The 22176-nt window shown below is 69.9% G+C and carries 22 protein-coding genes and 1 pseudogene; 11 read left to right on the top strand and 12 right to left on the bottom strand.

The features are described 5' to 3' along the window. Window positions 1-41 precede the first annotated feature (41 nt). The 5 genes from ACIPK3_RS09470 to ACIPK3_RS09490 form a co-directional block, all read right to left on the bottom strand. Window positions 42-2213, bottom strand: coding sequence for a TerD family protein (locus tag ACIPK3_RS09470; protein ID WP_402567765.1), 2172 nt, complete (start codon window positions 2211-2213; stop codon window positions 42-44). A gap of 148 nt (window positions 2214-2361) precedes the next feature. Continuing rightward, window positions 2362-2721, bottom strand: coding sequence for an STAS domain-containing protein (locus ACIPK3_RS09475; protein WP_402567766.1), 360 nt, complete (start codon window positions 2719-2721; stop codon window positions 2362-2364). After that, window positions 2718-3995: a PP2C family protein-serine/threonine phosphatase gene (locus tag ACIPK3_RS09480; protein ID WP_402567768.1), complete on the bottom strand. Its 1278-nt coding sequence runs from the start codon at window positions 3993-3995 to the stop codon at window positions 2718-2720. The genes ACIPK3_RS09475 and ACIPK3_RS09480 overlap by 4 nt, the downstream gene beginning before the upstream one ends. Beyond that, window positions 3992-4801, bottom strand: coding sequence for an alpha/beta fold hydrolase (locus ACIPK3_RS09485; protein WP_402567770.1), 810 nt, complete (start codon window positions 4799-4801; stop codon window positions 3992-3994). Before ACIPK3_RS09485 ends, ACIPK3_RS09480 begins: the two co-directional genes overlap by 4 nt. Window positions 4802-5053: 252 nt before the next feature. Then, entirely contained in the window at window positions 5054-5299 is a 246-nt protein-coding gene (locus tag ACIPK3_RS09490; protein ID WP_402567772.1) for a DUF5133 domain-containing protein, read from the bottom strand. Window positions 5300-5694: 395 nt separating this feature from the next. On the opposite strand from ACIPK3_RS09490, the pseudogene ACIPK3_RS09495 reads away from it, so the two are divergent. Continuing rightward, window positions 5695-6078 (top strand): annotated as a pseudogene (locus ACIPK3_RS09495) (GNAT family N-acetyltransferase); the annotation flags it as partial. Window positions 6079-6169: 91 nt separating this feature from the next. Here the strand turns inward: ACIPK3_RS09495 and ACIPK3_RS09500 are convergent. Beyond that, complete coding sequence (locus tag ACIPK3_RS09500) at window positions 6170-6604, bottom strand: MarR family winged helix-turn-helix transcriptional regulator (protein WP_402567774.1); 435 nt, start codon at window positions 6602-6604, stop codon at window positions 6170-6172. 201 nt (window positions 6605-6805) lie between these two features. Between ACIPK3_RS09500 and ACIPK3_RS09505 the strand changes: the two genes are divergently transcribed. From ACIPK3_RS09505 to ACIPK3_RS09530, 6 genes are all read left to right on the top strand, one after another. Further along, entirely contained in the window at window positions 6806-7966 is a 1161-nt protein-coding gene (locus ACIPK3_RS09505) for a PP2C family protein-serine/threonine phosphatase (protein WP_402567873.1), read from the top strand. A gap of 136 nt (window positions 7967-8102) precedes the next feature. After that, complete coding sequence (locus ACIPK3_RS09510; protein ID WP_402567874.1) at window positions 8103-8993, top strand: STAS domain-containing protein; 891 nt, start codon at window positions 8103-8105, stop codon at window positions 8991-8993. Further along, window positions 8990-9403 carry an STAS domain-containing protein gene (locus ACIPK3_RS09515; RefSeq protein ID WP_402567776.1) on the top strand — a complete coding sequence of 138 codons (414 nt, stop codon included), beginning with the start codon at window positions 8990-8992 and terminating at the stop codon, window positions 9401-9403. Before ACIPK3_RS09510 ends, ACIPK3_RS09515 begins: the two co-directional genes overlap by 4 nt. After that, on the top strand, window positions 9400-9849 hold the full coding sequence (locus ACIPK3_RS09520) for an anti-sigma regulatory factor (RefSeq protein WP_402567777.1): 450 nt from the start codon (window positions 9400-9402) through the stop codon (window positions 9847-9849). The genes ACIPK3_RS09515 and ACIPK3_RS09520 overlap by 4 nt, the downstream gene beginning before the upstream one ends. Then, complete coding sequence (locus ACIPK3_RS09525) at window positions 9846-10892, top strand: SpoIIE family protein phosphatase (protein WP_402567779.1); 1047 nt, start codon at window positions 9846-9848, stop codon at window positions 10890-10892. Before ACIPK3_RS09520 ends, ACIPK3_RS09525 begins: the two co-directional genes overlap by 4 nt. A 332-nt stretch (window positions 10893-11224) precedes the next feature. After that, on the top strand, window positions 11225-12652 hold the full coding sequence (locus ACIPK3_RS09530; protein WP_402567781.1) for a PP2C family protein-serine/threonine phosphatase: 1428 nt from the start codon (window positions 11225-11227) through the stop codon (window positions 12650-12652). A gap of 17 nt (window positions 12653-12669) precedes the next feature. On the opposite strand, the gene ACIPK3_RS09535 is transcribed toward ACIPK3_RS09530, so the two are convergent. The 3 genes from ACIPK3_RS09535 to ACIPK3_RS09545 all read right to left on the bottom strand — a co-directional run bounded on the left by ACIPK3_RS09535 (window position 12670) and on the right by ACIPK3_RS09545 (window position 13987). Then, entirely contained in the window at window positions 12670-12957 is a 288-nt protein-coding gene (locus ACIPK3_RS09535) for a hypothetical protein (protein WP_402567782.1), read from the bottom strand. Between the two features lie 72 nt (window positions 12958-13029). Continuing rightward, the gene (locus ACIPK3_RS09540; RefSeq protein WP_402567783.1) at window positions 13030-13533 is read right to left on the bottom strand and encodes a MarR family winged helix-turn-helix transcriptional regulator; all 504 of its coding nucleotides are present in this window, start codon (window positions 13531-13533) and stop codon (window positions 13030-13032) included. A 229-nt stretch (window positions 13534-13762) separates the two neighbouring features. Continuing rightward, entirely contained in the window at window positions 13763-13987 is a 225-nt protein-coding gene (locus tag ACIPK3_RS09545; protein ID WP_402567785.1) for a hypothetical protein, read from the bottom strand. Window positions 13988-15164: 1177 nt separating this feature from the next. On the opposite strand from ACIPK3_RS09545, the gene ACIPK3_RS09550 reads away from it, so the two are divergent. Beyond that, complete coding sequence (locus tag ACIPK3_RS09550) at window positions 15165-15737, top strand: DM13 domain-containing protein (RefSeq protein ID WP_402567787.1); 573 nt, start codon at window positions 15165-15167, stop codon at window positions 15735-15737. A 184-nt stretch (window positions 15738-15921) separates the two neighbouring features. Here ACIPK3_RS09550 and ACIPK3_RS09555 read toward each other — a convergent pair whose 3' ends face one another. The 3 genes from ACIPK3_RS09555 to ACIPK3_RS09565 are packed head-to-tail and all read right to left on the bottom strand — an operon-like array spanning window position 15922 to window position 19568. Then, window positions 15922-18414 (bottom strand): FtsX-like permease family protein, encoded by a 2493-nt coding sequence (locus ACIPK3_RS09555; protein WP_402567788.1) that lies wholly within the window; start codon window positions 18412-18414, stop codon window positions 15922-15924. 14 nt (window positions 18415-18428) lie between these two features. Beyond that, the gene (locus tag ACIPK3_RS09560) at window positions 18429-19181 is read right to left on the bottom strand and encodes an ABC transporter ATP-binding protein (RefSeq protein ID WP_402567790.1); all 753 of its coding nucleotides are present in this window, start codon (window positions 19179-19181) and stop codon (window positions 18429-18431) included. An 18-nt stretch (window positions 19182-19199) separates the two neighbouring features. Then, window positions 19200-19568 carry an MmpS family transport accessory protein gene (locus ACIPK3_RS09565; RefSeq protein WP_402567792.1) on the bottom strand — a complete coding sequence of 123 codons (369 nt, stop codon included), beginning with the start codon at window positions 19566-19568 and terminating at the stop codon, window positions 19200-19202. A gap of 228 nt (window positions 19569-19796) precedes the next feature. Between ACIPK3_RS09565 and ACIPK3_RS09570 the strand changes: the two genes are divergently transcribed. The 3 genes from ACIPK3_RS09570 to ACIPK3_RS09580 all read left to right on the top strand — a co-directional run. Further along, window positions 19797-20969, top strand: a complete 1173-nt coding sequence (locus ACIPK3_RS09570) for a sensor histidine kinase (RefSeq protein WP_402567794.1) — start codon at window positions 19797-19799, stop codon at window positions 20967-20969. A 55-nt stretch (window positions 20970-21024) separates the two neighbouring features. Beyond that, entirely contained in the window at window positions 21025-21666 is a 642-nt protein-coding gene (locus ACIPK3_RS09575) for a response regulator (protein WP_402567795.1), read from the top strand. Window positions 21667-21779: 113 nt separating this feature from the next. Next, on the top strand, window positions 21780-22176 hold a 397-nt coding region (locus tag ACIPK3_RS09580; RefSeq protein ID WP_402567797.1), incomplete at its 3' end, for a leucine zipper domain-containing protein.

Below are 22176 nucleotides of genomic sequence, written 5' to 3' on the forward strand. Positions count from 1 at the left end.
AAGGAAGCCCCTTCATGGCCTCGCCACGGCCACGTTAGCAGTCAGGCGGGGATCAGGTCGCGCAGATTTTCCGGAGTGACGATCCGCGACTCCGGGTGCAGCCCGTCGGGCCGTTCCAGGCCGATGTAGGTGACGGGCCCGGCCGGAACCGTCTTCCCGTCCCACATGGTGACGTTCGTCGTGCCGGCGGTCATCAGATCGGTGAGATGGCGGACCGTGAGCTGCTCGCGCTCGAGAATGCCGCGCAGCAACGTCGCGACCGTCACCCGGTTGTCCTCCACCCGGTTCGACGCCGGGGTCCCCGTCAGATACAGGTGCAGCCACTTGGCACGCCATCTGCCGTCACCCCCGCGCAGGAACGCCAGCGGCAGCGCCACCCGGCCCGGACCGCGCAGCTCCGACTTCATACGCACCGTGCGCGGCTCGAAGGGACGTCCCCTCTGCTCGCCCTCGCGCAGCATGAACCCGAAGAACGACTCCTCGACCTCCTCGAATCCCTCCCCCGAGAAGATGTTGACCTGTGGGACGACGTAGTCGCCGCGCACCGCGCCCAGTCGCAGGTTGATGAACTCCGAGGCCCCGTCCGGCGCGTCGGTGATGTCACCGGAGTGCTCTCCCTCCAGGGCTCGAAGGTTCGTGTACGACAACCAGGAGTCGGTCGTGTAGTCCGCGTTCAGCAGCAGCGCCGACAGGTCGTAGTCGGTGCTGCGCCCTGTCTGCTTCCAGTACACGAAGAAGCGCAGCAGTTCCCCGTCGACCGGGGACACCGAGCCACGCGGCAGCACACCGAGCCCGGACGCGGTCGCCCTGCCGCTGAGCGGCAGCGCCACATCCAGGACGTCGGGATCGATCAACAGGTGGTCCACGGCGGGCAGCCTGCGGCGCAACTCCTCGTCGAACGCGGCGATCAGCCGCTCACGCTCGGGCGGCAGCACCGGCGGCCGGGTGTCCTCGGTGACCCACGCCCGACCGGAGCGGTTCACGAACACCCGCCGCTCGCCGGTGTCCTCCGCACGGTTGTGCAGGTGCTGGCGCACCGACAGCACGAGCCGACCGGAAACGTCGGGGACGACCCGCTCGGCCGCGGCCACCACGGCGTCGCGCTCGTCCTGTGTGAGGGCAGTGCGCAGCAACCGGTCCAGGCACCGAAACAGCTTGCCGGGCGCGGCGTTCAGCAACTCGACCGCGCCGGTGACGTCGCCGACGCCGAGCAGTTCCTCCACCCGGCCGTCCAGAGAGCGTGCCGCCTTCTCGCCCCGGGCGACGGCGAACACATCGGCCGCGCAAGGCCACTGCGGGTACTCGTGCGGGTGCAGTCGCTCGCCGAGCCGCTTCCACATCTCGCGGTGTGCGTGCACGTCCGCGAGCTTGGCCGGCGCCGCGGCGACCACCGCGTCAAGACCCGCGAGCAGCGACCGGCGCACCGCCCTGGGCAGCGTACGCAGCCGAGTCGGCTCCCGCAGCGTCACGTCGCCGCCCGCAAGCCCGCAGGCCAGCCGCAGCACATCGGTGACCGTGTCCAACAGCAGGCTCGAACCGGCCATCAGCCGGGCCTGGTTGACCACGGCCCGGTTCTCCCGCACCGGGATCTCCTCGGGCTGCGGCCCCTGCGCGCAGTGACCGGCGAGCTCCCGCAGATCGCCCAGGACCTCCTCGCCCAGCGGCGTGCTGCTGCCGGCCAGTGCCAGGTACAGGGCAGTGAGTTCGTCGTCCAGGGCACCCCCGAGATGCAGCACCGTCATACGGTCACCCGCCGCGGCGATCAACTCGTCGTGGTGGCCGAGCATCTCGGCGTACGCGTGCCGATAGCCGCCGTACGACGGGAGGGTGAGCAGATCCACCACGCCGACGCTCAGCTGCTCGAGCGTGGCCGTGCGGGTCCCGCCGTCGGCGAGGGCCTCGGTGACGCAGCGCATCCAGAAGTCGAAGGTGTCCGGCACGTTGGCCGGGAAGTCGATGAAGTACACGTTGTGCCGGACGTGATCCCCCACCATTTCACGGACGGTGCCCAGAGTCCGTACGGCGATCTCGGCCACCGCGCCCGCCGACAGCCCCGAGAGGTGTTCGAGCAGTCCCGCCGAGAGTTTGAAGCCCACGGACATCAGCGCGCCGTCGAACTGCCGGGCCACGACGTCGCCTTCCCCGGCGGGTCCCGTGGGGAAAGGCAGGCGGTGGGTGTGCCGGATGAGCAGGGAGTCGAGTCGGTGGACCATGTCCGCATGGTCCCAAGGCTCGACGAGCGACCGCACCCGGTTTTCGCGGGGCAGCGACCTGCTGGCCGATGGCTGACTTCGTCGAACTCCTCGACCCGGCGGGTCGCCCGGACCGGCGTCGCACCGGCTCATGGCCCGCGGGACGTGTTCAGCCGGTTGTCGGGTGCCAGGCGGCCTGGGCTTCCTGCACGGTGGGGTAGCTGGGGAAGACCTGGTCAAGGCCGACGATGCGGAAGACGCGGCTGACTCTGTGGGGTACCGATGCCAGAGCGATGCTCGCGGCGGCGGCCAGGGCGTGGTTGCGGGCGGCGATCAGGACGGTGATGCCGCTCGAGTCGCAGAAGGTGAGGCCCCCGAGGTCGAGGACGAGTTGCTGGCCGGCACGCAGCGCGAGACCGGGGAGAGCCTCGCGGACCTCGGCGGCGCTGTGGTGGTCGAGTTCGCCCGCGAGCTCGATGACCACTCCGGCGACGGTGGGGCGGGTGTGGAGGGTCAGGTGCTGGGTCACTGCTTCTCTTCACTGGAGAGTCGGGGCACGTGGACGGCCAGGACGGCGGCGTCGTCGTCCACTCCGGTGCCGAAGGTGTCGAGCAGGTCACGGATCGCGGCGATGGTGTCCGATGCGGTCGTGGGGGTCAGCGCACGGCAGAAGTCCAGGAGGGCGTCGTCGCCGTAGCGTTCTCCCTTGGTGACAGCGGCGTTGATGTGGGCTTCGGTGAGCCCGTCGGTGTGCAGGAGCAGGGTGTCGCCGGGTGCGAGGTGAACGCTGGTCGCGGCGATGTGGGCGTCGGGCAGGGCGCCGATGAGCTGACCGCCGGTTGTCGGCAGAAAGTCGGCGGTGCCGTCGGCGCGCATCAGCAGGGCAGGCGGGTGTCCGCCGGCGGCCAGGGTGATGTGGAAGCCGCCCCGGTCGGAGTCAGGGGTGAGCAGGCCGAAGACGACGGTGCAGAACCGCGGGTCGGTCCCGTTGTACTCGTGGTTGAGGACCGTGTTCAGGTTGTCCAGGACGGCGGCCGGGGACGGGTCGTACACGGCGGCCGCCCGGAGCGTGTAGCGGGCCAGTGAGGTGACGGCCGCCGCGGCGGCGCCCTTGCCGCACACATCGCCCATGAACAGCCCCCATGTGCCGGCCGCCAGCGGGAACAGGTCGTAGAAGTCGCCGCCGACCTCGTCGACGGAGGCGATGTGGTAATACGCGGAGACGTCGAGGCCGGGCACGTTCGCCAGCGTGGGCGGCAGCAGGGTCTTCTGCAGGGTGGTGGCCAGGCGCTTGAGGCGGTCGCGCTCCAGGTCGGCCTCTTGGCGGGCACGCAGCAGCTCGGTTTCGTAGGCACGGCGGTCCCGGGCGTCGAAGACGGTCGTGCGGATGAGCAGCGGCTGTCCGTCGCCGTCCGCCTTCACCGTCGAGGTGACCAGGACCGGCAGCCGTGAGCCGTCAGCGGCCCTGAGCTCCAGGGCGATGCCACTGACCTCGCCCTGCATCCTCAGCAGCGGGGCGAAGTGGGTCTCGTGGTAGAGCCGGCCGCCGACGGTCAGCAGGTCGGAGAAGTGCCTGCGGCCGACCAGGTCCTCGCCCCGGTAACCGAGCCACTCCAGCAAGGTGGTGTTGACCTTGATGATCCGGCCGTCGAGCAGAGTGGACAGAAAACCGCAGGGCGCGTGCTCATACAGGTCTTCGGCGCTGTCCTCCAGCAGCGCGCCGAACCGCGCCCGCCCACCCGACGGCCCCTCGCCTCCGTCCGGATCCCCGCCCCGGTCCTCGTCGCTGGTGCCGCACGTCATCGGACTGATTCCGCGAACTCGGCGATCGCCGCGGCGGTTTCCTCCGGAGCCGCGAGCTGGGGGCAGTGCCCGGTCGCGTTCAACGTGATCAGCCGGCTGCCGGGGATCTGCCCATGGACGAACGCACCCACCTCCGGCGGGGCGATCGCATCACTGGAGCACTGGGCCACCAGCGTGGGAACCCGTACCGCCGCGAGGTCGTCACGGTTGTCGGACAGGAACGTCACCCGGGCGAAGACCCGGGCGATCTTGGGGTCGGTGCGGCAGAAGCTGTTGGTCAGTTCCTCACCCAGCTCCGGCCGGTCCGGATTGCCCATGACGACCGGCGCCATCGCACCCGACCAGCCGAGGTAGTTCGCCTCCAGCGACTCCAGCAGCTCCTCGATGTCCCCGGCGCTGAACCCGCCCCGGTATCCGGTGTCCGGATCGTCGATGAAGCACGGTGAAGGGGCGAGCAGCACCAGCCCGGCGAACGCCTCGGGCTCCCGTGCCGCGGCCAGTACACCCATCATGGCGCTCACCGAATGCCCGACGAACGTCACCGGACCGAGCGCCAGCTCCCGGCAAAGCTCCAGCACATCATCGACATACCCGTCCAGACCCGCATAGCGCTCCCGGCTCCACGCCGACAGGTCCGACTGTCCCGCACCCACGTGATCGAAGAGGACCACGGTGAAGTCACGCTCCAGGGCCGGGACCACCAGACGCCACATGTGCTGGTCGCACCCGAACCCGTGCGCCAGCATCACCACCGGTGCACCGGCCCGACCAGTCACCGTCACGTGGTTCCTGCTCCGCGCGCTCATGGAGCCATCCTCGCAGACGGACGGCCCGCGCCCGGCTGCTGTGATCAGCGGAACGTCGCTTCCGGCCGGTACTCCCTGGGCGGGGGCACCTTCGCCACCACAGAGGACGGCCCCACCAAACGTCCGTGCCCAGAAAACACCACCGCGCAGTGGTGCCGCCCCCGAACGAAGTGCCTCAGTACTTTCATCACACAGGCCAGCAGACCTCTGCGATGCCGAGAATGGCCAGACGCCTTCCTGGCGGTTCACTGCTCAGGCAGCCAGGATGGGGGCCGTTCCGGTGGTGGCGTGGCGGCCTGCTCGGAGCTGTTCCAGCTGGTCGTCGGCGTCGGCGAGCGCCTCGTCGATCGTCTTGGTTCCGGTCATGACACACAACGTGTTGGTGATGTCCTCGAGCTCTCGACTCGAGTGGCCGGTGGGCTGCAGGTCATGGCGGATGCGGACCTCGGCGAAGCGAGCCAGGACTGAACGCAGTTCCTTCTCCGCAGGCAGCAACACAGCGAGCCACTCCTTCAACAGACGGGCCGCTACCTCGGCCCGAGCAGTGCGAGGCGCCCCACAGCCAGGACGCACCCGCAGACGAAATCGGAGCAGATCCTTGCTCCCGTGCAGCGGGTTCCCTCATGTGATCGCTGTATGCATTCCGATTGCCGCGTTCCGCAAGTGCCCACGTACCTGCATCCCCTTCTGGCGCATTTTTCCCTACCCCTTACGTAGGGGCGGGATCCGGCGCGCTGGGAAGCGCCGACGGTGCGTGGTCGGGCCACGCCAGGCCGAAGCAGAGGTGCCAGGGCCGCTGCGATCCGGGGGTCTAGGGAGGTAGTAGGTGCTCGGAGGGGTGAGGGTGTAGGCGGCTTGGACCTCCGCGCCGTTGCCGCTGGCAGCGCCGACGTGAGGGTAAGTACGCGGCCGCAGTCGCGGGCTACCGGGTCGGTCCTGATTACGTCGAGGCCCACCGCGTCTTCGTCGCCGTGGCCGCCGACGAGCACGGAGGCCGGGTCCTCGGGTTCAACTCGCTCGTCCTCGCGCCGCCGGAGCTCGACCTGTTGTTCGTCGCCGACGGAGCGCAACGACGGGGTATTGGGCGACAGCTCGTCGCGCACATGCGGTCCGAGGCACGCGCTTCCCGGCTCGACCGTGTCAAGGTCGTGTCGCATGTTCCCGCCGCGGACTTCTACCACCGCGCCGGTGCGGTACGGACCGGGACGGCGCTCGCGAACCCGCCCGCCGTGCCGTGGGACCGTCCCGAATTCGAGTTCCGTATTCCATCGGAATGACGCGGTGCCGGCCACCTCTGAGGATGACCGCCACCGCCGACCTCTCCGACAGTCCGGTCGTCCTGGCCTCGCCCTGTCCGCGGCCCAGTGATCAGGCCGTCTGGTCTCCGGCGGGTGAGGCCTCGTCGTGTATCTGCAGTGCGGCTGTGTCGCAAAACGCCTCCAGCCCTTCGAGGAGCGCGGTTCGCTTGGCCACGGGCATCAGCTCCAGCACCGCCTGCAGCTCCTGCTGCCGGCGTGCGCGCAGGTCGTCGAGGAAGGTGCGACCGCGGTCGCTGAGATGCAGTTGTACCTCGCGACGGTTGGCGGGGCTGACTGCGCGCTCGACGAAACCGGCGGCTACCAGCCGGTCGCAGAGCCGACTGGTGGACGGGGGTGTGGAGGCGAGGGAGTCGGCGAGGGTACGCAGATTGATGCCGTCCTGATGTTCGAGCGTCAGGAGCACGCGCATCTGTGATGGAGAGGCCGGCGCGGTCGAGGCACGGCCCCACAGGACTTCCAGCAACTCCACGGCGGTCGATGCCACGCGTGCGACCTCGACGGGCTCGGGGCGGGGGCGGAAGACAGTCACTGTCACACTCTCGCGGGGACCTGGACGTGTGTCAGCCTACTAGGTGCCTGTTGTGGCAAGAAATGGTTCGGGCGGCCCAGTGTGACTCGCCCCGGGGGGTCTCGTCGCCTGGACGAGGTTCGTGTGACTGTCGAAGAGATAGGTGTGTTTACGATTGTGAACAGATTTGTGACCGCTGAGCGTGCTCTGCGCACAGCAGCTCCGCACGAGTTGCTCGACGCTGTGCGTCGTGTGCTCGCAGAACAGTATGCGGCACAGTCCGTGGACTTGTTCCTGGCCGACTATGGCCTCACGGTTCTGCAGCCTGTGTCTGTGCTGCCTTTCACCGCGGAGCCGGTGTCGGTGCACAGCAGCTCTGCGGGTCGAGCCTTCGGCGCACAGGATCCGTTTGTGGAGGGAGTCTCCGGCGGTGCTGTACGTGTACATCTGCCGGTCACCGTGCGCGGGGACCGCCTGGGTGTGCTCTCCGTCACCTTGCCGGACGGGGAGGGCGTGCGTGATCTTCTGGACGAGCTCGCGGACATCGCCGAGGTGCTCGGTCACGAGGTGGTCGTGGCCGAGCGCGACACGGACGTCTATCTGCGGGCGAGACGCAAGGATCGTCTGACCCTCGCCGCTGAGATGCAGTGGCAGCTTCTGCCCGGCCGTTCCTGTTCCCGTCCCGAGTACGAACTCGGCGGGCAACTGGAGCCGGCGTACGCGATCTATGGTGACAACTTCGACTGGTCCGCCACGGCGGACCGCCTCATGCTCTACGTCACCAACGGTATGGGGGAGGGCATCGAGGCCTCCTTGCTGACGAACCTCGGCATCAACGCCCTGCGCAACGCCCGGCGGGCCGGCATCGCCATCGACGACCAGGCCGCCTTGGCCGACCAGGCTGTATATGCCCATTACCGCGGGCGCTGCTACCTCTCGGTGCTGATGTTCGACTTCGATCTCGCGACGGGGCGGGCGAAGGTGGTGGACGCCGGCTCCCCGCAGCTGCTGCGTCTGCGTGAAGGTGTGGTCGAGCGTGTCACCTTCGAGGCGCAGCTCCCGCTGGGAATGTTCGAGGAGACCGACTACGTGGTTCAGGACTTCCAGGCCGAGCCCGGCGACCGACTCGTCTTCGTCAGCGACGGAGTGCACGCGGTCGCCTCGCCCAAGGGGGAGGTCTACGGGGATGCCGCTCTGGCCAGGGCGATCATGTCTACTCGTCTCTTGCCGGCTGCCGAGGTGCCGCGTGCCATTCTGCGGGAGTTGACCGGACATCGTGGGCAGTCGGTGCCGAGCGACGACGCCCTGGTTGTCTGTCTGGACTGGCACGGGCGCTGAGCCGCTGGGCTCGCCGATCGCGAATGTGTTGATGCTGTGTGGTTTCTGGTGCACATGCGAGGTCGATGCTTGTCATGTGGCAATAATTGCCTTGGTGTGCCAGTTTTGGCGCGGCAACGTGTTGCAAAGGGAGACGATGCAGGTGTCGGAGCAGGCAGCGGCCGAGGTGGCGGTACGGGAGCTCGGAGCCTTCCTGGAACGCCGCCGCGAGCAGATCGCCCAGCGGTGGGCGGACGCACCTCTTTTCCGGGCGGTCTTCACCGTCTCCCGCGACGAAGCCGTTGAAGCCTGCAAGACCGTTGTGGACGCTCTGGCGGACGTGGCCTCGACCGGCCGGTTGGAAAACATAGCGGCTCCGGGCTTCGACTTGGCCCGGGAGCAGCTGGGGCGCATGGCAGCTTCCCGGGCCCGCAGTGGCTTCAGCGCGGCCCAGATCGCGGAGGAGACCGCTGGTCTGCGCGTGACGGTCGCCGAACTGCTGCGCGGCGAGGTCCGGAACCTGTCTGCTGATGAGGCTCAGGAAGTTCTGCTGGCCCTGACCGTCCTGATGGGCACACTGAGCCTGGTGATCATGGAGACGACGGTGAACGCCGGCGAAGAACTGATCGCACGGCAGCGGCAGCAGCTGCTTGAAGTGGCCACCCCCGTGATCAACCTGTGGGAAGGCATCGTCGCGGTTCCCCTGATCGGCACATTGGACAGTGCCCGCAGTCAAGTGGTCATGGAGTCGCTCCTGGAGTCCATCGTGGATCAGCGGGCCCGCTACGCGATCCTCGACATCACGGGCGTGCCCACGGTCGACTCGCTCGTCGCGCAGCATCTGATGAAGACGGTCGCCGCGGCTCGCCTGATGGGCGCCGAATGCATCGTCTCCGGCATCCGTCCGGCCATCGCGCAGACCATCGTGCACCTCGGCATCGACCTGAGCTCGGTGCTCACTCGCACGTCTCTGGCCGACGCCCTGGCATACGCACTCAGCCAGCAGGGCATCGAGGTCTCCCGTGCGACCGGTGTCAACCAGCGATGAGCACCTCCCTTCCGGGATACTCCGCCATGGTGCCGGTCCTGGCGCTCGGGGACATCCTGTTGGTCTCCCTCCAAGGAGAACTGCACGACGGCGTGGCCGAGCAGCTCCAACAGGACATCACCCACCGCGTCGCCCACAGCAGGGCGAGCGGCGTGATCATCGACGTCTCCGGGGTCGAGATCGTCGACTCGTTCCTGGGGCGGGTCATCGCCGAGATCGCCGCCAACGCCCGCCTCCTGGCGGCTCGTACCGTCCTGTGCGGGATGCGGCCCGCCGTGGCGATCACCCTGGTGGAGCTGGGCCTGACCCTGCCCGGCCTGGTGACCGCGCTCGACGTCGAACGTGCTCTCGAACTGCTCAGGCAGGATGTCTCCGAGATCACTCTGGATACACGTGCGGGGTGTGCGTGACGCCGACCTACGACCCCACTCCCGCGACGAGCCTGGCGATCGGCTCGGACGCGGACCTCGCGTGGGTGCGTCACCAGGTGCGGCAGTTCGCAGCCGAAATCGGGTTCGGACTCGTGCAACAGACGAAACTTGTCACCGCGGCCAGCGAACTGGCCCGGAACACCCTGATCCATGGCGGGGGTGGGCAGGCGACGATCACTCCACTGACCAAGGGATCGACGCCTGGACTACGACTGTCCTTCATCGACACCGGCCCCGGCATCCACGACGTCGAACTGGCGATGCGTGATGGTTACACCACCGGAGGCGGTCTCGGACTGGGCCTCAGCGGATCCAAGCGGCTGGTGGACGAGTTCAGCATTGACACCAAGCCCGGCGAGGGGACCATCATCACCCTCGTTGCCTGGGCCACCGGCGTACCCGGTACACGTCCGGGGGCCCGATGACCCGGGTCTGGAACATCCCGGTCCACGACTCCACCCGAATACGGGATGTCCGCGTGGCGACCGAGGAGGCCGGAGCCGAGGCCCACCTCGGCGCCCACCGCACCGCAGTCGCGGCACTGGTGGCCACCGAACTGGCGACCAACCTGCTCAAGCACGCCGGCGGCGGCCGCCTGGTGATCGACCTCGTCGATCGTCCCGGAGTGGCCGCCCGCGGTCCCTCGATGCAGCTCGTCGCCCTCGACCACGGCCCCGGCATCCGCGACGTCACCGTGGCCAAGCGAGACGGCTACACCACCGCTGAGGCGTCACTCGGGGCCGGCCTGGGCACCTGCCTGCGCATCTCCAGCGCGTTCGACCTGTACAGCACTCCGCGCGGCACCGTCGCCGTGGCCCGCATCGACCAGGGCGCCGGGCAGGAGGAGAGCCGGTCCACCTGCTCGGCCGGAGGGATCAACGTCTCCCTCGCCCAGGCCGAGCACTCCGGAGACGCTTGGAGCTGCGTCCAGTCGGGCTCTCGTTCGACCCTGATGCTCGCCGACGGCCTCGGCCACGGGGCCAAGGCCGCCCACGCGTCCGGCGTCGCGGTCAACGAGCTGCACCGCGTGGCCCACCTGCCGTGCGCCGAGATGCTGCGCCACCTGCACCTGGCACTGCGGCCCACCCGCGGCGCGGCGATTGCCGTTGCCCAGCTGGACTCGGACAACGGGGAACTCACATTCGCCGGGGTCGGCAACATAGGCGCCCGGCTGCACACCGCCGGTTCGTGGGAGCATCTCCTCTCCCACCCCGGCATCGTCGGCGCCCACTACCCCGCGACCGTACCCGTGCGTCGTCGGCCCTGGAAACAGGGCAACCTGCTTGTCCTGCACAGCGACGGACTGCCCAGCCGGTGGGTGCCGCCTGACGATCCGGACCTCCTCGCGCGAGACCCGACAGCGATCGCCGCGACCATCCTCCGAGACGCCAGCAGCGCCGCGAGCCCCGTCCGTGATGACACCTGCGTGGCCGTGCTGACCTGTGACCGCACAGCCGGGCGCCCGTGATCCCGCCAGACGTCAGGAAGATAACCTCCGCTGCTCAGGTCGCACGGGCGCGGAGCTTCGCCGCGCGCCTCACGGCCGCCCTCGGCATGCCCGCGGTCGAACAGGCTCGTTTCCTCACAGAGCTCACGACGCGCCTGCGCGAGTCTTTGGGCCAGGGCGGTGCACAACTCACCCTCACCGTGCAGCCGTCGGCGTCCGACGGCACAATGATCATGAACGCTGTCGCAGAGCGAGTATCGAACGGCCCCGACCGAACGCCACCCTGGCGGCTCACATGGGTCTGTCCCGGCCTCCCGACGCGGACCACATCCCTGCCAAAGGACGCGGACGACATGAGCTACACAGAAGCCGTCATGGCAGCGGACGAGGAGTCCGCGGCCATCCTGCGACGGCTGGACGAGACGGAGAGGCAGCTCCGCCTGCACCGCGAGGAGCTGCACCAGACCAACCAGGGCGTGTTGGCCCTGCACGCCGAACTGGACGCCGCCGCGCGAAACCAGCGAGACCTGCTCGACGCCGAACGAGCCGCACGTGGCCAGGCGGAGAAGGCACGACGACTGCTGACCTTCCTCGCCAACGCCAGCGCCGCCGTGACCGCATCCCTCGACCAGGAGGACATCCTGCGGTGCCTCCCCGAGCTGCTCGTGCCCGAGTACGCCAGCAAGGTCGACATATGGCTCTTCGACGAGACGGCAAGCTCCAACGGCGCCCGCTCCTCGGCCGCAGTGGCAGCCGCCCGCTGTGACCGCCCACAACACGCCGGATCGCACCCCGGCGCACTCCCCGGCGTCGATGACCTACCGCCCTCCGTGCTGTCCCCGGACCGGCCCCTGCTGTGCATCCCCCTGACCATGCGCCGCACCTCGGGCGTGCTGACACTGACCGCCCCCGGCGACCGCTTCGACGAGGACACCAGCGTGATGCTGGTCGAACTGGCCCGACGGACCGCCATCGCCCTCGACAACGCCCGCCGGTACGAACAGCACCGGGACACCGCCGAAGCCCTGCAACGCGCCCAGCTCACCGAGCTGCCCCCCACCGAGGGGCTGCGCCTCGCGGCCCGCTACCTTCCCGCTACTCGAGGACTCAACATCGGCGGAGACTGGTATGACGCCTTCTCCCAGCCCGACGGCAGCCTGATCACAGTGGTAGGAGACGTCACCGGGCACGGGCTGCGTGCCGCCGTCATCATGGGCCAACTGCGCACCGCCCTTCGCGCCTATGCGGTCGAGAACGACAGCCCCGCCCGGATCCTCACCCGCCTGCACCGCATGCTGCGCCACCAGCAGCCGGACCTGTACGCGACCGCCGTGATCGCTCGCTTCCGCCCCGGCGACCCACGCGTCGTATGGGCTGCCGCCGGGCACCCCCCGGCCATGGTCCGCGAGCCCGGGGGCGCCGTACGCGTGCTGGACACCCGACCTGGCGTGATGCTCGGAGTGCCCCTTCCTTACGAGTACGAGGACCACACGGCCGAACTGCCGCCCGGATCAACGCTGGTTCTGTATACCGACGGTCTGGTGGAGCGGCGAGCACAAGGCATCGACCCAGGCATCGAGCTACTCGGGCGGACCTTGGCTGCCCTGGACGAATCCGCGGCGGAGGACCTGGACGGGTGCGCCGAGTCGCTGCTCAAAGTCCTGGTCCATGACTCCGAACGAGACGACGATGTCTGCCTTCTGCTGTGCAACACAGTTTCGCCCGACGACGCGCCCATGGCTGCCGGCAACGCCGACCGGAGTCATGTGCTGGATCCATGACGGAAGCGTTCGTGAGATCAGCGGACTCGCGGCGGGATCCAGGTGCGGGGGAGCGGACGTAAGTCACAGGAATTCGGCCTGTTCGCCGTGGAGATCGGGTCCACTGGCGAGTCGGCCGGGTTCATCGGCCTTCGGTGCCCGACTTCCTGCCGGAGCAGTTGCCGGCGGTTGAGGTCGGCCGGCGGCCGGGCGTGGGCGCCAGGCGTCAGATCCTGCGCCCGCCCCGGCAGACCTCGCCGCACGAGGCGGCGCGAGCGGTCGTTGACGGTCTGCTCGAACATGCCGGCAGCGTTGGTCTCGTCCACGACGCGGCCGTCGTCTGGCTCGACTGCGGCGCGCCGCCGAGCAGCCTCTGGAGGCGGTGCCGAGCCGCTGACCTACGAGGTGTGCGGTGGCTGGAAGTGCGCCTCTCGCTGGCTGGAAAGAAAGCCCTTCATGCCCCGGATCAACGCCGAACGTTCCCCAGGTTCCATGGCAGCCAACGCCTCAGCCAGAGCCTGGGCGCGTCGACGAGCCACATCTCCCATGACGAGGCGCCCCTGACCGGTGAGCCGCAGCTGCACCTCCCGACGATCGCGCGGGTGCAGTGCACGCTGGAGCAGGCCCGCCGCCTCCAACCGGTCACAGAGACGACTGGCGGTGGGAAGCCCTATGTCCATTCGCGCCGCCAAGCCCGTGAGATTCACCTCCGGTGCCGTCTCCAGAGTCCGAAGCGCCCGCAACTGATGGGGGGACAATTGCACCGTCGCTTCCTGAGCGGCTAGAGACCAAAGGTTCGCAAGACGCTCCACGGCATCGGCGAGCTCATGCGCGCCGACGCGCGGCTGGTCACCCGAGCGCTCAGCAGGGCCGTCGGCGCCGCCGGGAAGTGTCACGAACACATCACTTTCGGTGGGGCTGGGTGCTGTTCCCTACACACTCGCTACCCGGGCGGCCGGAGCGCAACCAACGTCACTGATTCCGACCGGTTCGCCACGAGGTCATGCACGATCGGATCCTTTGCGGCAAGGCGGGCGGCCGGTCGAAGATGTACCCGATCAACGCAGCGGCACTGGAACGGATCGTCAGTCGTGTGTGGACCCTACGAAGCGAGCGTCACCACACTGTCATTCACAGCCTGTCCAGGGCTGGTGGCGATGTCCTGAAGTCGTTCTCGAAGTTGCGCAGCGCGCGACCGAGGGCGTCGATGGCGTCGCGCTGGAGGCGGACGTCCGAAGCCGGCGGCGGCAGACCCAACTCTTCCAGCACAAGGTCGAACAGCTCGCGGGCTGAGGGGTACTCACTACGAGTGAGGCCAGTCAGCAGGGGAAGCGAGGGAGCCTCGATGTCGGCCATCAGGACGTCAAGACCCAGTTGGCACCGGGAGCCGGGCGGTTTGATCAGGTAGCCGACAATACGCGCTTGCGCAGCAGGCTGAAACCGGCTCGGCTGGGCCGTCCCGTGCGCTCTTGTGCGATAGACCGATAGTGGGATTTTTCGGCGCGTCTACCGCGTAGCCCGCCCATTGCAGCGAAAGGCTGACCAGGAGGGCCCCGAAAGCGGGAATCCTCATTCGTCTTTTCGCATCCCTGAAGGAGTCATGGAGCATGAGTGCTGAGAAGCGCACCCGGTCCGGCATGGGGCCGCTCCCCAGGCAGTGGCACATCGGTGGTGCCGCGGTGTCGCTGGCCGCCGTGGTGCTTGGCTTCGCTGAACCCGCGCTTGCGGCCCCGCTGGGCACACTGTCGGCACCCACAACCTCGGTACGTGCCGCCGCCGGCGGCGACTGCGGGCAGACCGTGATCCAGCCAGGGGCTTCCGGTCTCGCAGACCACGACCAGTGCAGGGTCGGACCCACCGGACCGAGGGGGGCCACCGGCGCGACAGGTGCCACCGGGCCAACGGGTCCCACCGGAGCGAGGGGTGCCACTGGCGCGACAGGTGCCACGGGATCAACGGGTCCCACGGGGCCGACTGGGCCCACTGGCGCGACAGGTGCCACCGGAGCCACCGGTGCGACAGGTGCCACCGGAGCAACGGGACCGGGAAGTACCGAACCGGTCTTCGGCCAGTTCCTCGAGACCCAGATCGTGCACTCGGCGACGCTCACGTGTGACAGCGTCATCACGACCCCGACCACCACACAGTGTTTTGTGCCACTCGTCAATGGCCGCGCCGTCCAACTCGGGGTTGCCGAGGAAACCTCCATCTGCAATGCCGTCACGGGTCAGGGCGTCATGAACGCGGCCGGACTCGGCCTCGCCCCGGCTCCGTACGTCATCTGGAACGGCTCGACATGGGCGTTGGGATCGGCCTCTGTCACACAACTGGTACAGCTCATCTGCAATCGTTGAGCACGCCGCCGGCCGCGGCCAGGACCTGCTGGCTCCGGCCCTGGCCGCCCATCCGTCGCTGCGGATCGCGACGAGGGCCGGCTGCTTCTGCGAGGCCGACCGCCATCTCCGCAGCGCCGTAAGGATTTCGTCACCGGCAGGACCGCCCAGACCGGACCCGACCGGGCTTCAATGGGCGCATGACGATCTCCACGCCGAAGAAACGCCTGATCACAGCCATCCTGACGGTGTCCGCCGCAGCCTTGGCCGTTGGGCTTTACTGGTTCCAGCCGTGGAAGCTGTTCCTGGACGAGACCGTACGGGAGGGGCTTCCGCAGGCTGTGTCGACCGCCCCCGCCGATTCCTCCGCCGACTCCGCAGGGAAGAACACCTCCCAGGATGCCTCGGCGGGGCTGAAGACCCTCGCCACCGGCACCTTCATCAGCCACGAGCACGACACCGAAGGCAAGGTCAGGATTCTCGCGCTGTCGGACGGCAGCCGCGTCCTGCGGCTGGAGGGCCTGGACACCAGCAACGGCCCCGACCTGCGCGTGCTGCTCACCGACGCCCCGGTGAAGGAGGGCGTCTCCGGCTGGCGTGTCTTCGACGACGGCGCGCACATCAGCCTCGGCAAGCTCAAGGGCAACAAGGGCGACCAGAACTACCGGCTGCCCGCGGACGTGGACCTGGCGAAGTACAGCAGCGTCAGCATCTGGTGCGACCGCTTCGACGTCTCCTTCGGCGCGGCGGAGCTGGCGAAGGCGGCCGCGTAACCCACGCCGCCACCTCCTCCGGCTCCTCCGGCTTCCAACTCCTCCGGCTCCTCCGGTCCCTGCGGCTCCGCGTTCACCGCGTCAGGGCCGGCCCCGGCGGTACGTCGAGCAGCCCTCGGCCGACGACGCCGCGCAGGCACCGGCCGGGCCACGGCGCTCGCAGGCCCCGGCCGGGCCCCGGCGCTCAATCCGTCCGCAGGGCGAGCATCGGTGAGGCCGAGGCTGTGCGGGACGCGGGAAGGACGGACGCGGCCAGGGCGAGAGTCGGCGCGGCCAGCAGCGTGAGGACCAGCTGCCCGTACGGGATCGTCGCACTGCCCAGGTCCGGCAGCGCACCGAAGAGCAGCACGCCGTAGGCGGTACCCAGGACGAGGCCCGGGACAGCCGCGTACAGGCCGAGCAGCCCCGCCTCCCAGGCCAGCACGGAGCACAGGCTGGAGCCGGGCATGCCGATCGCGCGCAGGATGCCGTTCTCGCGGGCACGCTCGGTGACGGACAGGGTCAGGGTGACCGCGACGCCGACGAGCGCGACCAGGATGGTAAGTGACACCAGGCCCAGGGCGATCAGGCGCAGTTGGCCGATGGACTGCTGCTGCGAGTGGCGCTCCTCGCCGGGGTAGGAGAGATGGAACGACGGGTCGAGGGGCAGCGCGGTGTCCAGCGGCGCGCGCAGGGATGCCGGGTCGCTGTGGTCGGCGGCGGTGATGTACAGCGCGCGGACGTCGGCGTCGGGCGCCAGGCGGCCGAAGTCCTGGGGCAGGAGGGCGACGCCACCGAGTGCGTCCGAGGTGTCCGGGTGGATCGACGAGACCGTGACGCCGAGGCTGCCGCCGGGGGAGCGCAGGCTGATCCGCTCGCCGGGGCGGGCGCCGAGAGACGTCGCCACGCTGGTGGACAGGGCGACGTGCCCGGGGCGCAGTTGTCCGCCGTCCGGGCCGAACAGGGCGGGCACGGTGGATGGGTCGACGCCGTGGATGTCGACCTCCTGACGGCTGCCCCGGGCCGCGCTCGCCTCGCCGTCGGCCCGCGCGACCGTCACCACGGCGCCGGTTTGGGGGAGTTCGCGCACCGCGTCCACGACGGCCGGGGTGAGCGCCGAGTGCCCGGTGAGCGGTACGGCGACGACGGCGTCGACCGGGTCCCGGAGCGCGAGCCTGCGGTCCAGGCTGTGCTGCACCGACGCCAGGACCACCAGGACCGTGGTCACCATGGTGAGGCCCAGGGTGAGCACCACGGCGCAGGCGGCGGTGCGGCGCGCGGTACGCGACAGGTTGCGCAGGGCCAGGACCCCGGCCAGACCCGCCGCCGCCCGTACGAGTCGCCGACCGGCAACCGCCGTACGGCGCAGCAGGGCCGGGCCGAGCGCGAGGAGGGCGCCGAAAACGGCGGTCCCGGAGGCCACCGCGCCGGCCACCGCCAGGCCGCCGCCTTCCAAGGCGGCCGCCCCGCACAGCAGGGCAACGGCCAGACACAGCCAGCCGGTCACGGCGCGCGTCCGGCCGATCCGGTCGGGCACGTCGCGGACCGCCGCGGTGGACAGCGCCGCCACCGGCGCGATGCGGGCGGCGGCCCAGGCCGCCGGGGCCGCGGCGGCGACGGAGGTCAGCACGGACACCAGGAGGCACCCGAGGAGCGACGGCACCGGCACCACCGGGGAGCCCAGTCCGGCGACAGCGGTGACCACGGCGGCGCAGCCGACCGCCGCGAGAGCCCCCAGCACCCCGGCGACCAGGCCGGAGAGCGCGGCCTGGGCCAGCACGGAGCGCAGCACCTGCCCCGGCCGGGCGCCGACGCAGCGCAGCAGGGCCAGCCGCCGCTGGTCCCGGACGAGCAGGACCCGATAGGTGGTGGAGACGATCACGGTGGCCGCGAGCAGCGCGACCACCACGAACGCCGTGAGCAGCGTGGAGAGTGTGCCGATCAGGCTGTTCCCGCTCTCCTCGGCCCGCAGTTGGGCGCCCGTGCGGGCCTCGACCTGCCCGCCCAGGGCGGCGCGGACCTCGGAGAGCAGCTGAGCCGCCGGGCGGCCGTCGCCCCGTACCAGAGCCTGCTGCCAGCCCCCGGCGTGCAGCCAGGAACGGGCGTCGGCGGGAGTGGTGAGCAGCGCGCTGCCGAGCGAGGCGGGCGCCCGGACGACGGCCGAGACGGTCACGGTCAGCGGGCGGGGCGCCGACGAAGGCGTCTGGGCGACCACGGTGACCCGGCTGCCCACGTCCACCCCGGGGCGGTCGCCCAGCGCGCCGGCGACCGCCACCTCGCCGGGCTTGTCCGGAAGGGTGCCGCGCACCACGCGCACCACGGACTGCGGGCCGCTCAGGGCCGTACCGAGCAGTGGGTAGGGGCTGCGCCCCGCGCCCTTGACGAGAACCGAGCCGGTGGCCACCGGCTGCACCTCGCTCACCCCGTCGAGGCCGCGCAGCCGCTTCATCCGGGCGTCGTCGAGCAGACGGCCGGCGTCCCCGCTCCCACCGTCGCCCGTACCGTTCGCGGTGACCACGAGGTCCGTGCTCTCGGCCACGGCGGACAACTCGTCGGCCACCTGGCGTTTGAGTGTGGCCGTGAAGACGGTCGAGCCGACGAGGAAGAAGGCCGTCACCAGGAGCGTGCAGCCGGTGAGCAGCAGTCGCGAGGGCCGCGTCCTGATCTGGCGCACCGCCACGGAGGTCAGTCCACTCATCCTGAACACCGTCCTCACCCCCGCAGCTCGCGCAGCGTGCCGAGCACGGACTCGGTTGTGGGCGCCTGTAGTTCGCCGCTGACGCGGCCGTCGAGGAGGAGGACGACGCGGTCGGCGTAGGAGGCGGCCACCGGATCGTGCGTGACCATGACAACCGTTTGGTCGAACTCGCGTGTCGAGTGGCGCAGGAACTCCAGCACGTCCCGGCCGGAGGCGGCATCGAGGTTGCCCGTGGGCTCGTCGGCGAAGACGACGGCGGGCCTGGCCGCCAGCGCCCGGGCGATCCCGACGCGTTGCTGCTGACCGCCGGACAGCTCCGAAGGGCGCCGGTGGAGCTGGTCGCCGATGTGCAGCGCGGACACGACCGACTCCAGCCAGTCCGGGTCGGGTCGGCGGCCCGCCAGCCGCAACGGCAGCAGGATGTTCTCGGAACCGTTCAGCTCGGACAGCAGGTGGTACTGCTGGAACACGAAGCCGATGCGGTCACGCCGCAGGTCCGTGCGCCGGCGCTCGGACAGCGCGGTGATGTCGGTGTCATCGATGGTGATCGTTCCGGACGTCGGCCGGTCCAGCCCCGCGAGGCAGTGCATCAGCGTCGACTTCCCCGATCCCGACGGCCCCATGACGGCCAGGAAGGCGCCCTCGGCGATGTCCAGGTCGACCCCGCGCAGCGCCTGCACCCCGGCGTCCGCGCCGCCTCCCGTCGCGTACGACTTGGTGACACCCCTGGCCCGGACGGTCACCGGTGTCAGCGTGGTGGTGTTCATCGGCAGCTCCCCACTTCCTCAGTCCTGGACGTTCACGGAGCAGGACACGGTGCCGTGGGAGTCGGGCTTCTTCTTCTCGACCTTGAGCTCGCCGTCGACATAGATGCGGCACCCCGTCCCGGCGGGCGCGTGGGCGACCCCGACCTGGTTGAAGCCGAACCCGACGTTCTGCGTCCGGCTCCACGGCAGGCTCTGCCCGCTCACCGTCTCGTCGTCGTCCCCCGAGAAGCTGTAACTGATGTCCGCGGCAGCGGTGCCGGTGACCTCCAGCTTCACGTCCCAGCTCGTGCCGAACAGACCGCACCCGGTCAGGGACACGGCCGCCATGGCGGCGACGCCGGCCGCCAACAGGGGCGTGGCACGGGGACGCTTGGAACCGGACTGCATGACAACTCCTGGGGATCGGACGGACTTGTTCGTCGGTACGCCGATGATTCTGCGAGCCGACCGGCTGTCGCCGGTGCCACCGAAAGACCGTACGTGTGCCCCGGGCATCGGCCGAAAGTACGTATCCGCCGGACTACCGCCGACCGGCCCGTCCCCGTCCCGCCCGAAGAGCCGAAGCCGGCGGCCCCCACGGGACGGGCGCCGCGAACGGCCCTCTATCCTCCTCGGATGTCCCCCGTGCTCCCGCCTTCCGGGCGGCCCACCCGCGAGGCCCTCGCCGCTGCCGGCGTGTGTGCGGTGCTGCTGGTCATCGACGCGGGCGTGGTCAGCAGAACCGGTGTCGGCCTCGCGGTCGTCGCGAGCGGCGCGCTCGCCCTGGGCACGGCCGCCGGCGTACTGCCCGCCTACCGGGCGGGCCGCCAGTGGACGGCCTGCGCGATGTCCCTGACCGCGGCGGGAGTCTCGCTGCTGACCACATCACTGGTGCGGGGCACGGTGTTGCAGCGCACCCCGGGCTGGGCCGAACTCGTCGGTCTGCTGGGTGTGCTGTGCCTGTCCTGCCGATACGGTCGGCCACTGCCGCTCATGCTCTCGGCCCTCGCGTCGTTCGTGGCCGTCGTGCGGCTGTTCGGCCGGGCTTCTTCCCTCTTCTCCACCCCGGTGCTGGACCAGATCGACGGACTGTTCCCCCTTCTGCCCGCGGCCTTCGCACTGCTCGGCGGCTATCTGCGCACCGAGGACGGCCGACGCCACACCGCCGCCGAGCGGGTGCGCCACTTCGAGCGACTCGACCTGGCCCGCGACCTGCACGACCATGTCGCCCACTACGTCACCGCCATCGTCGTCCAGGCCCAGGCCGGGGAGCACATCGCGGCCCGCGACCCGGACACCGCACGCCAGTTGTTCGGCAACATCGAGAAGACGGGGCAGGAGGGACTGACGGCCATGAGCCGCCTGGTCCGGCTGCTGCGCGAACCCGGCACCGAGCAGCAGGCCCCGGTCACCCCTGTGATGACCACCGTCGAGAATCTCGTCCGGCGCTTCTCCACGCCCGGACAGCACGCCTGGCTGAACGTCGAGGACGACCTGGACAGCACCGCCTGGTCGCCGCAGCTCGCCCGGTCCGTGGAGCGTGTCGTCCAGGAAGGCCTGACCAACATCCGCAAACACGCCCGCTCGGCCACCACCGTGCACGTCCTGCTGGCTGCTGACGGGAACCGGCTGGTGATCCGAGTGCGCGACGACGCGGCCCGGCAGCAGTGTGGCCGGATGCGGTTCAGACCGAGCGGCTTCGGACTGGTCGGCCTGACGGAACGGGTGGCCGAACTCGGCGGAGAGCTCACCAGCGGCCCGATGCCCGAGGGCGGCTGGGAACTGGCGGCCTCGCTCCCCGTGAAGTGACATACCCCCCGTGCGACATCCCGTACGCCGTGAGAAGACGGAGTGAGGAGACGCCTTGAGCGTGTCAGTGGTGATAGCCGACGATCAGGAGATGGTGCGGACGGGCTTCCGCCTCATCCTGGAGAGCCAGGGCGACATCCGCGTGGTCGCGGAGGCCTCCGACGGAGTGGAGGCCGTCGAGGCGGTCCGCCGACTGCGGCCGGACGTCTGCCTGATGGACATCCGCATGCCCAGGCTCGACGGGCTGGAGGCGACGAAACTACTGCGCCAGGAGGAGACGAAGATCGTCGTCGTCACCACCTTCGACCTCGACGAGTACGTCTACGGCGCGCTGCGGGCAGGCGCCAGCGGCTTCGTCGTCAAGAACTCCGGATCCCGGCTGCTGGTGGAGGCCGTGTACGCCGCCGTCAACGGCGACTCGCTCATCTCCCCCTCCGTGACCGTACGGCTGCTGGAACACCTCGGCCGGCCCTCCCGCGCCCAGACCAGGGACGCGGCCGCGCGACGGCTCACCCCGCAGGAACTCAGAGTGGTGACGCTGGTCGCCCGCGGCCGCACCAACCACGAGGTCGCCGAGGAACTGACGCTGTCCCTCAGCACGATCAAGAGCCACCTCAGCCGCATCCAGGACAAACTCCCGGCCCGCAACCGGGTGGAGATCGCGGCGTGGGCCTGGGAACACGGCATCGTGAACTGAGCGGCGCCCTAGGTGTATTGATCACGAGCGTTGTTGACACTGGTGGGTCTTGAACATGGCGAAGACCTCCGATGTGGTGGAGCTGTCTAGGAACACACCGCACGGAGGTCTTCGTGTCCCACCGTAATGCCCGGCTGACCGTTCACGGCAGGCGCCTGCTCGTCGAGCGTGTCCGCTCCGGCCGCCCTGTCGCCCATGTCGCCGCCGAGATGGGCATCTCCCGTCCCACAGCCCACAAGTGGATCCGGCGCTGGCGGTCCGAGGGCGAGAGCGGACTCATCGACCGTTCCAGCCGCCCCCGCAGGACACCGCACCGGACCGCAGCCGCCACCGAGGCGCACGTCTGCAGGCTGCGACAGGACCGCAAACTCGGCCCGGCACGCATCGGCCCCGTCCTGGGCCTGCCCGCCTCCACGGTGCACCGGATCCTCACCCGGCACGGCCTGAACCGCCTGGCCTTCCTGGACCGGCCCACCGGCCAGGTCATCCGCCGCTACGAACGCGACCGCC

The sequence above is a fragment of the Streptomyces sp. NPDC086787 genome (genome assembly GCF_044745865.1).
GTDB lineage: Bacteria > Actinomycetota > Actinomycetes > Streptomycetales > Streptomycetaceae > Streptomyces.

Excerpts from the sequence above, each read along its gene's own strand:
- ACIPK3_RS09470 (WP_402567765.1), bottom strand. The coding sequence starts at position 2,213 with ATGGTCCACCGACTCGACTCCCTGCTCATCCGGCACACCCACCGCCTG.
- ACIPK3_RS09480 (WP_402567768.1), bottom strand. The coding sequence starts at position 3,995 with ATGACGTGCGGCACCAGCGACGAGGACCGGGGCGGGGATCCGGACGGA.
- ACIPK3_RS09485 (WP_402567770.1), bottom strand. The coding sequence starts at position 4,801 with ATGAGCGCGCGGAGCAGGAACCACGTGACGGTGACTGGTCGGGCCGGT.
- ACIPK3_RS09510 (WP_402567874.1), top strand. The coding sequence starts at position 8,103 with ATGCAGGTGTCGGAGCAGGCAGCGGCCGAGGTGGCGGTACGGGAGCTC.
- ACIPK3_RS09515 (WP_402567776.1), top strand. The coding sequence starts at position 8,990 with ATGAGCACCTCCCTTCCGGGATACTCCGCCATGGTGCCGGTCCTGGCG.
- ACIPK3_RS09525 (WP_402567779.1), top strand. The coding sequence starts at position 9,846 with ATGACCCGGGTCTGGAACATCCCGGTCCACGACTCCACCCGAATACGG.
- ACIPK3_RS09530 (WP_402567781.1), top strand. The coding sequence starts at position 11,225 with ATGAGCTACACAGAAGCCGTCATGGCAGCGGACGAGGAGTCCGCGGCC.
- ACIPK3_RS09545 (WP_402567785.1), bottom strand. The coding sequence starts at position 13,987 with ATGGCCGACATCGAGGCTCCCTCGCTTCCCCTGCTGACTGGCCTCACT.
- ACIPK3_RS09550 (WP_402567787.1), top strand. The coding sequence starts at position 15,165 with ATGACGATCTCCACGCCGAAGAAACGCCTGATCACAGCCATCCTGACG.
- ACIPK3_RS09555 (WP_402567788.1), bottom strand. The coding sequence starts at position 18,414 with ATGAGTGGACTGACCTCCGTGGCGGTGCGCCAGATCAGGACGCGGCCC.
- ACIPK3_RS09560 (WP_402567790.1), bottom strand. The coding sequence starts at position 19,181 with ATGAACACCACCACGCTGACACCGGTGACCGTCCGGGCCAGGGGTGTC.
- ACIPK3_RS09565 (WP_402567792.1), bottom strand. The coding sequence starts at position 19,568 with ATGCAGTCCGGTTCCAAGCGTCCCCGTGCCACGCCCCTGTTGGCGGCC.
- ACIPK3_RS09570 (WP_402567794.1), top strand. The coding sequence starts at position 19,797 with ATGTCCCCCGTGCTCCCGCCTTCCGGGCGGCCCACCCGCGAGGCCCTC.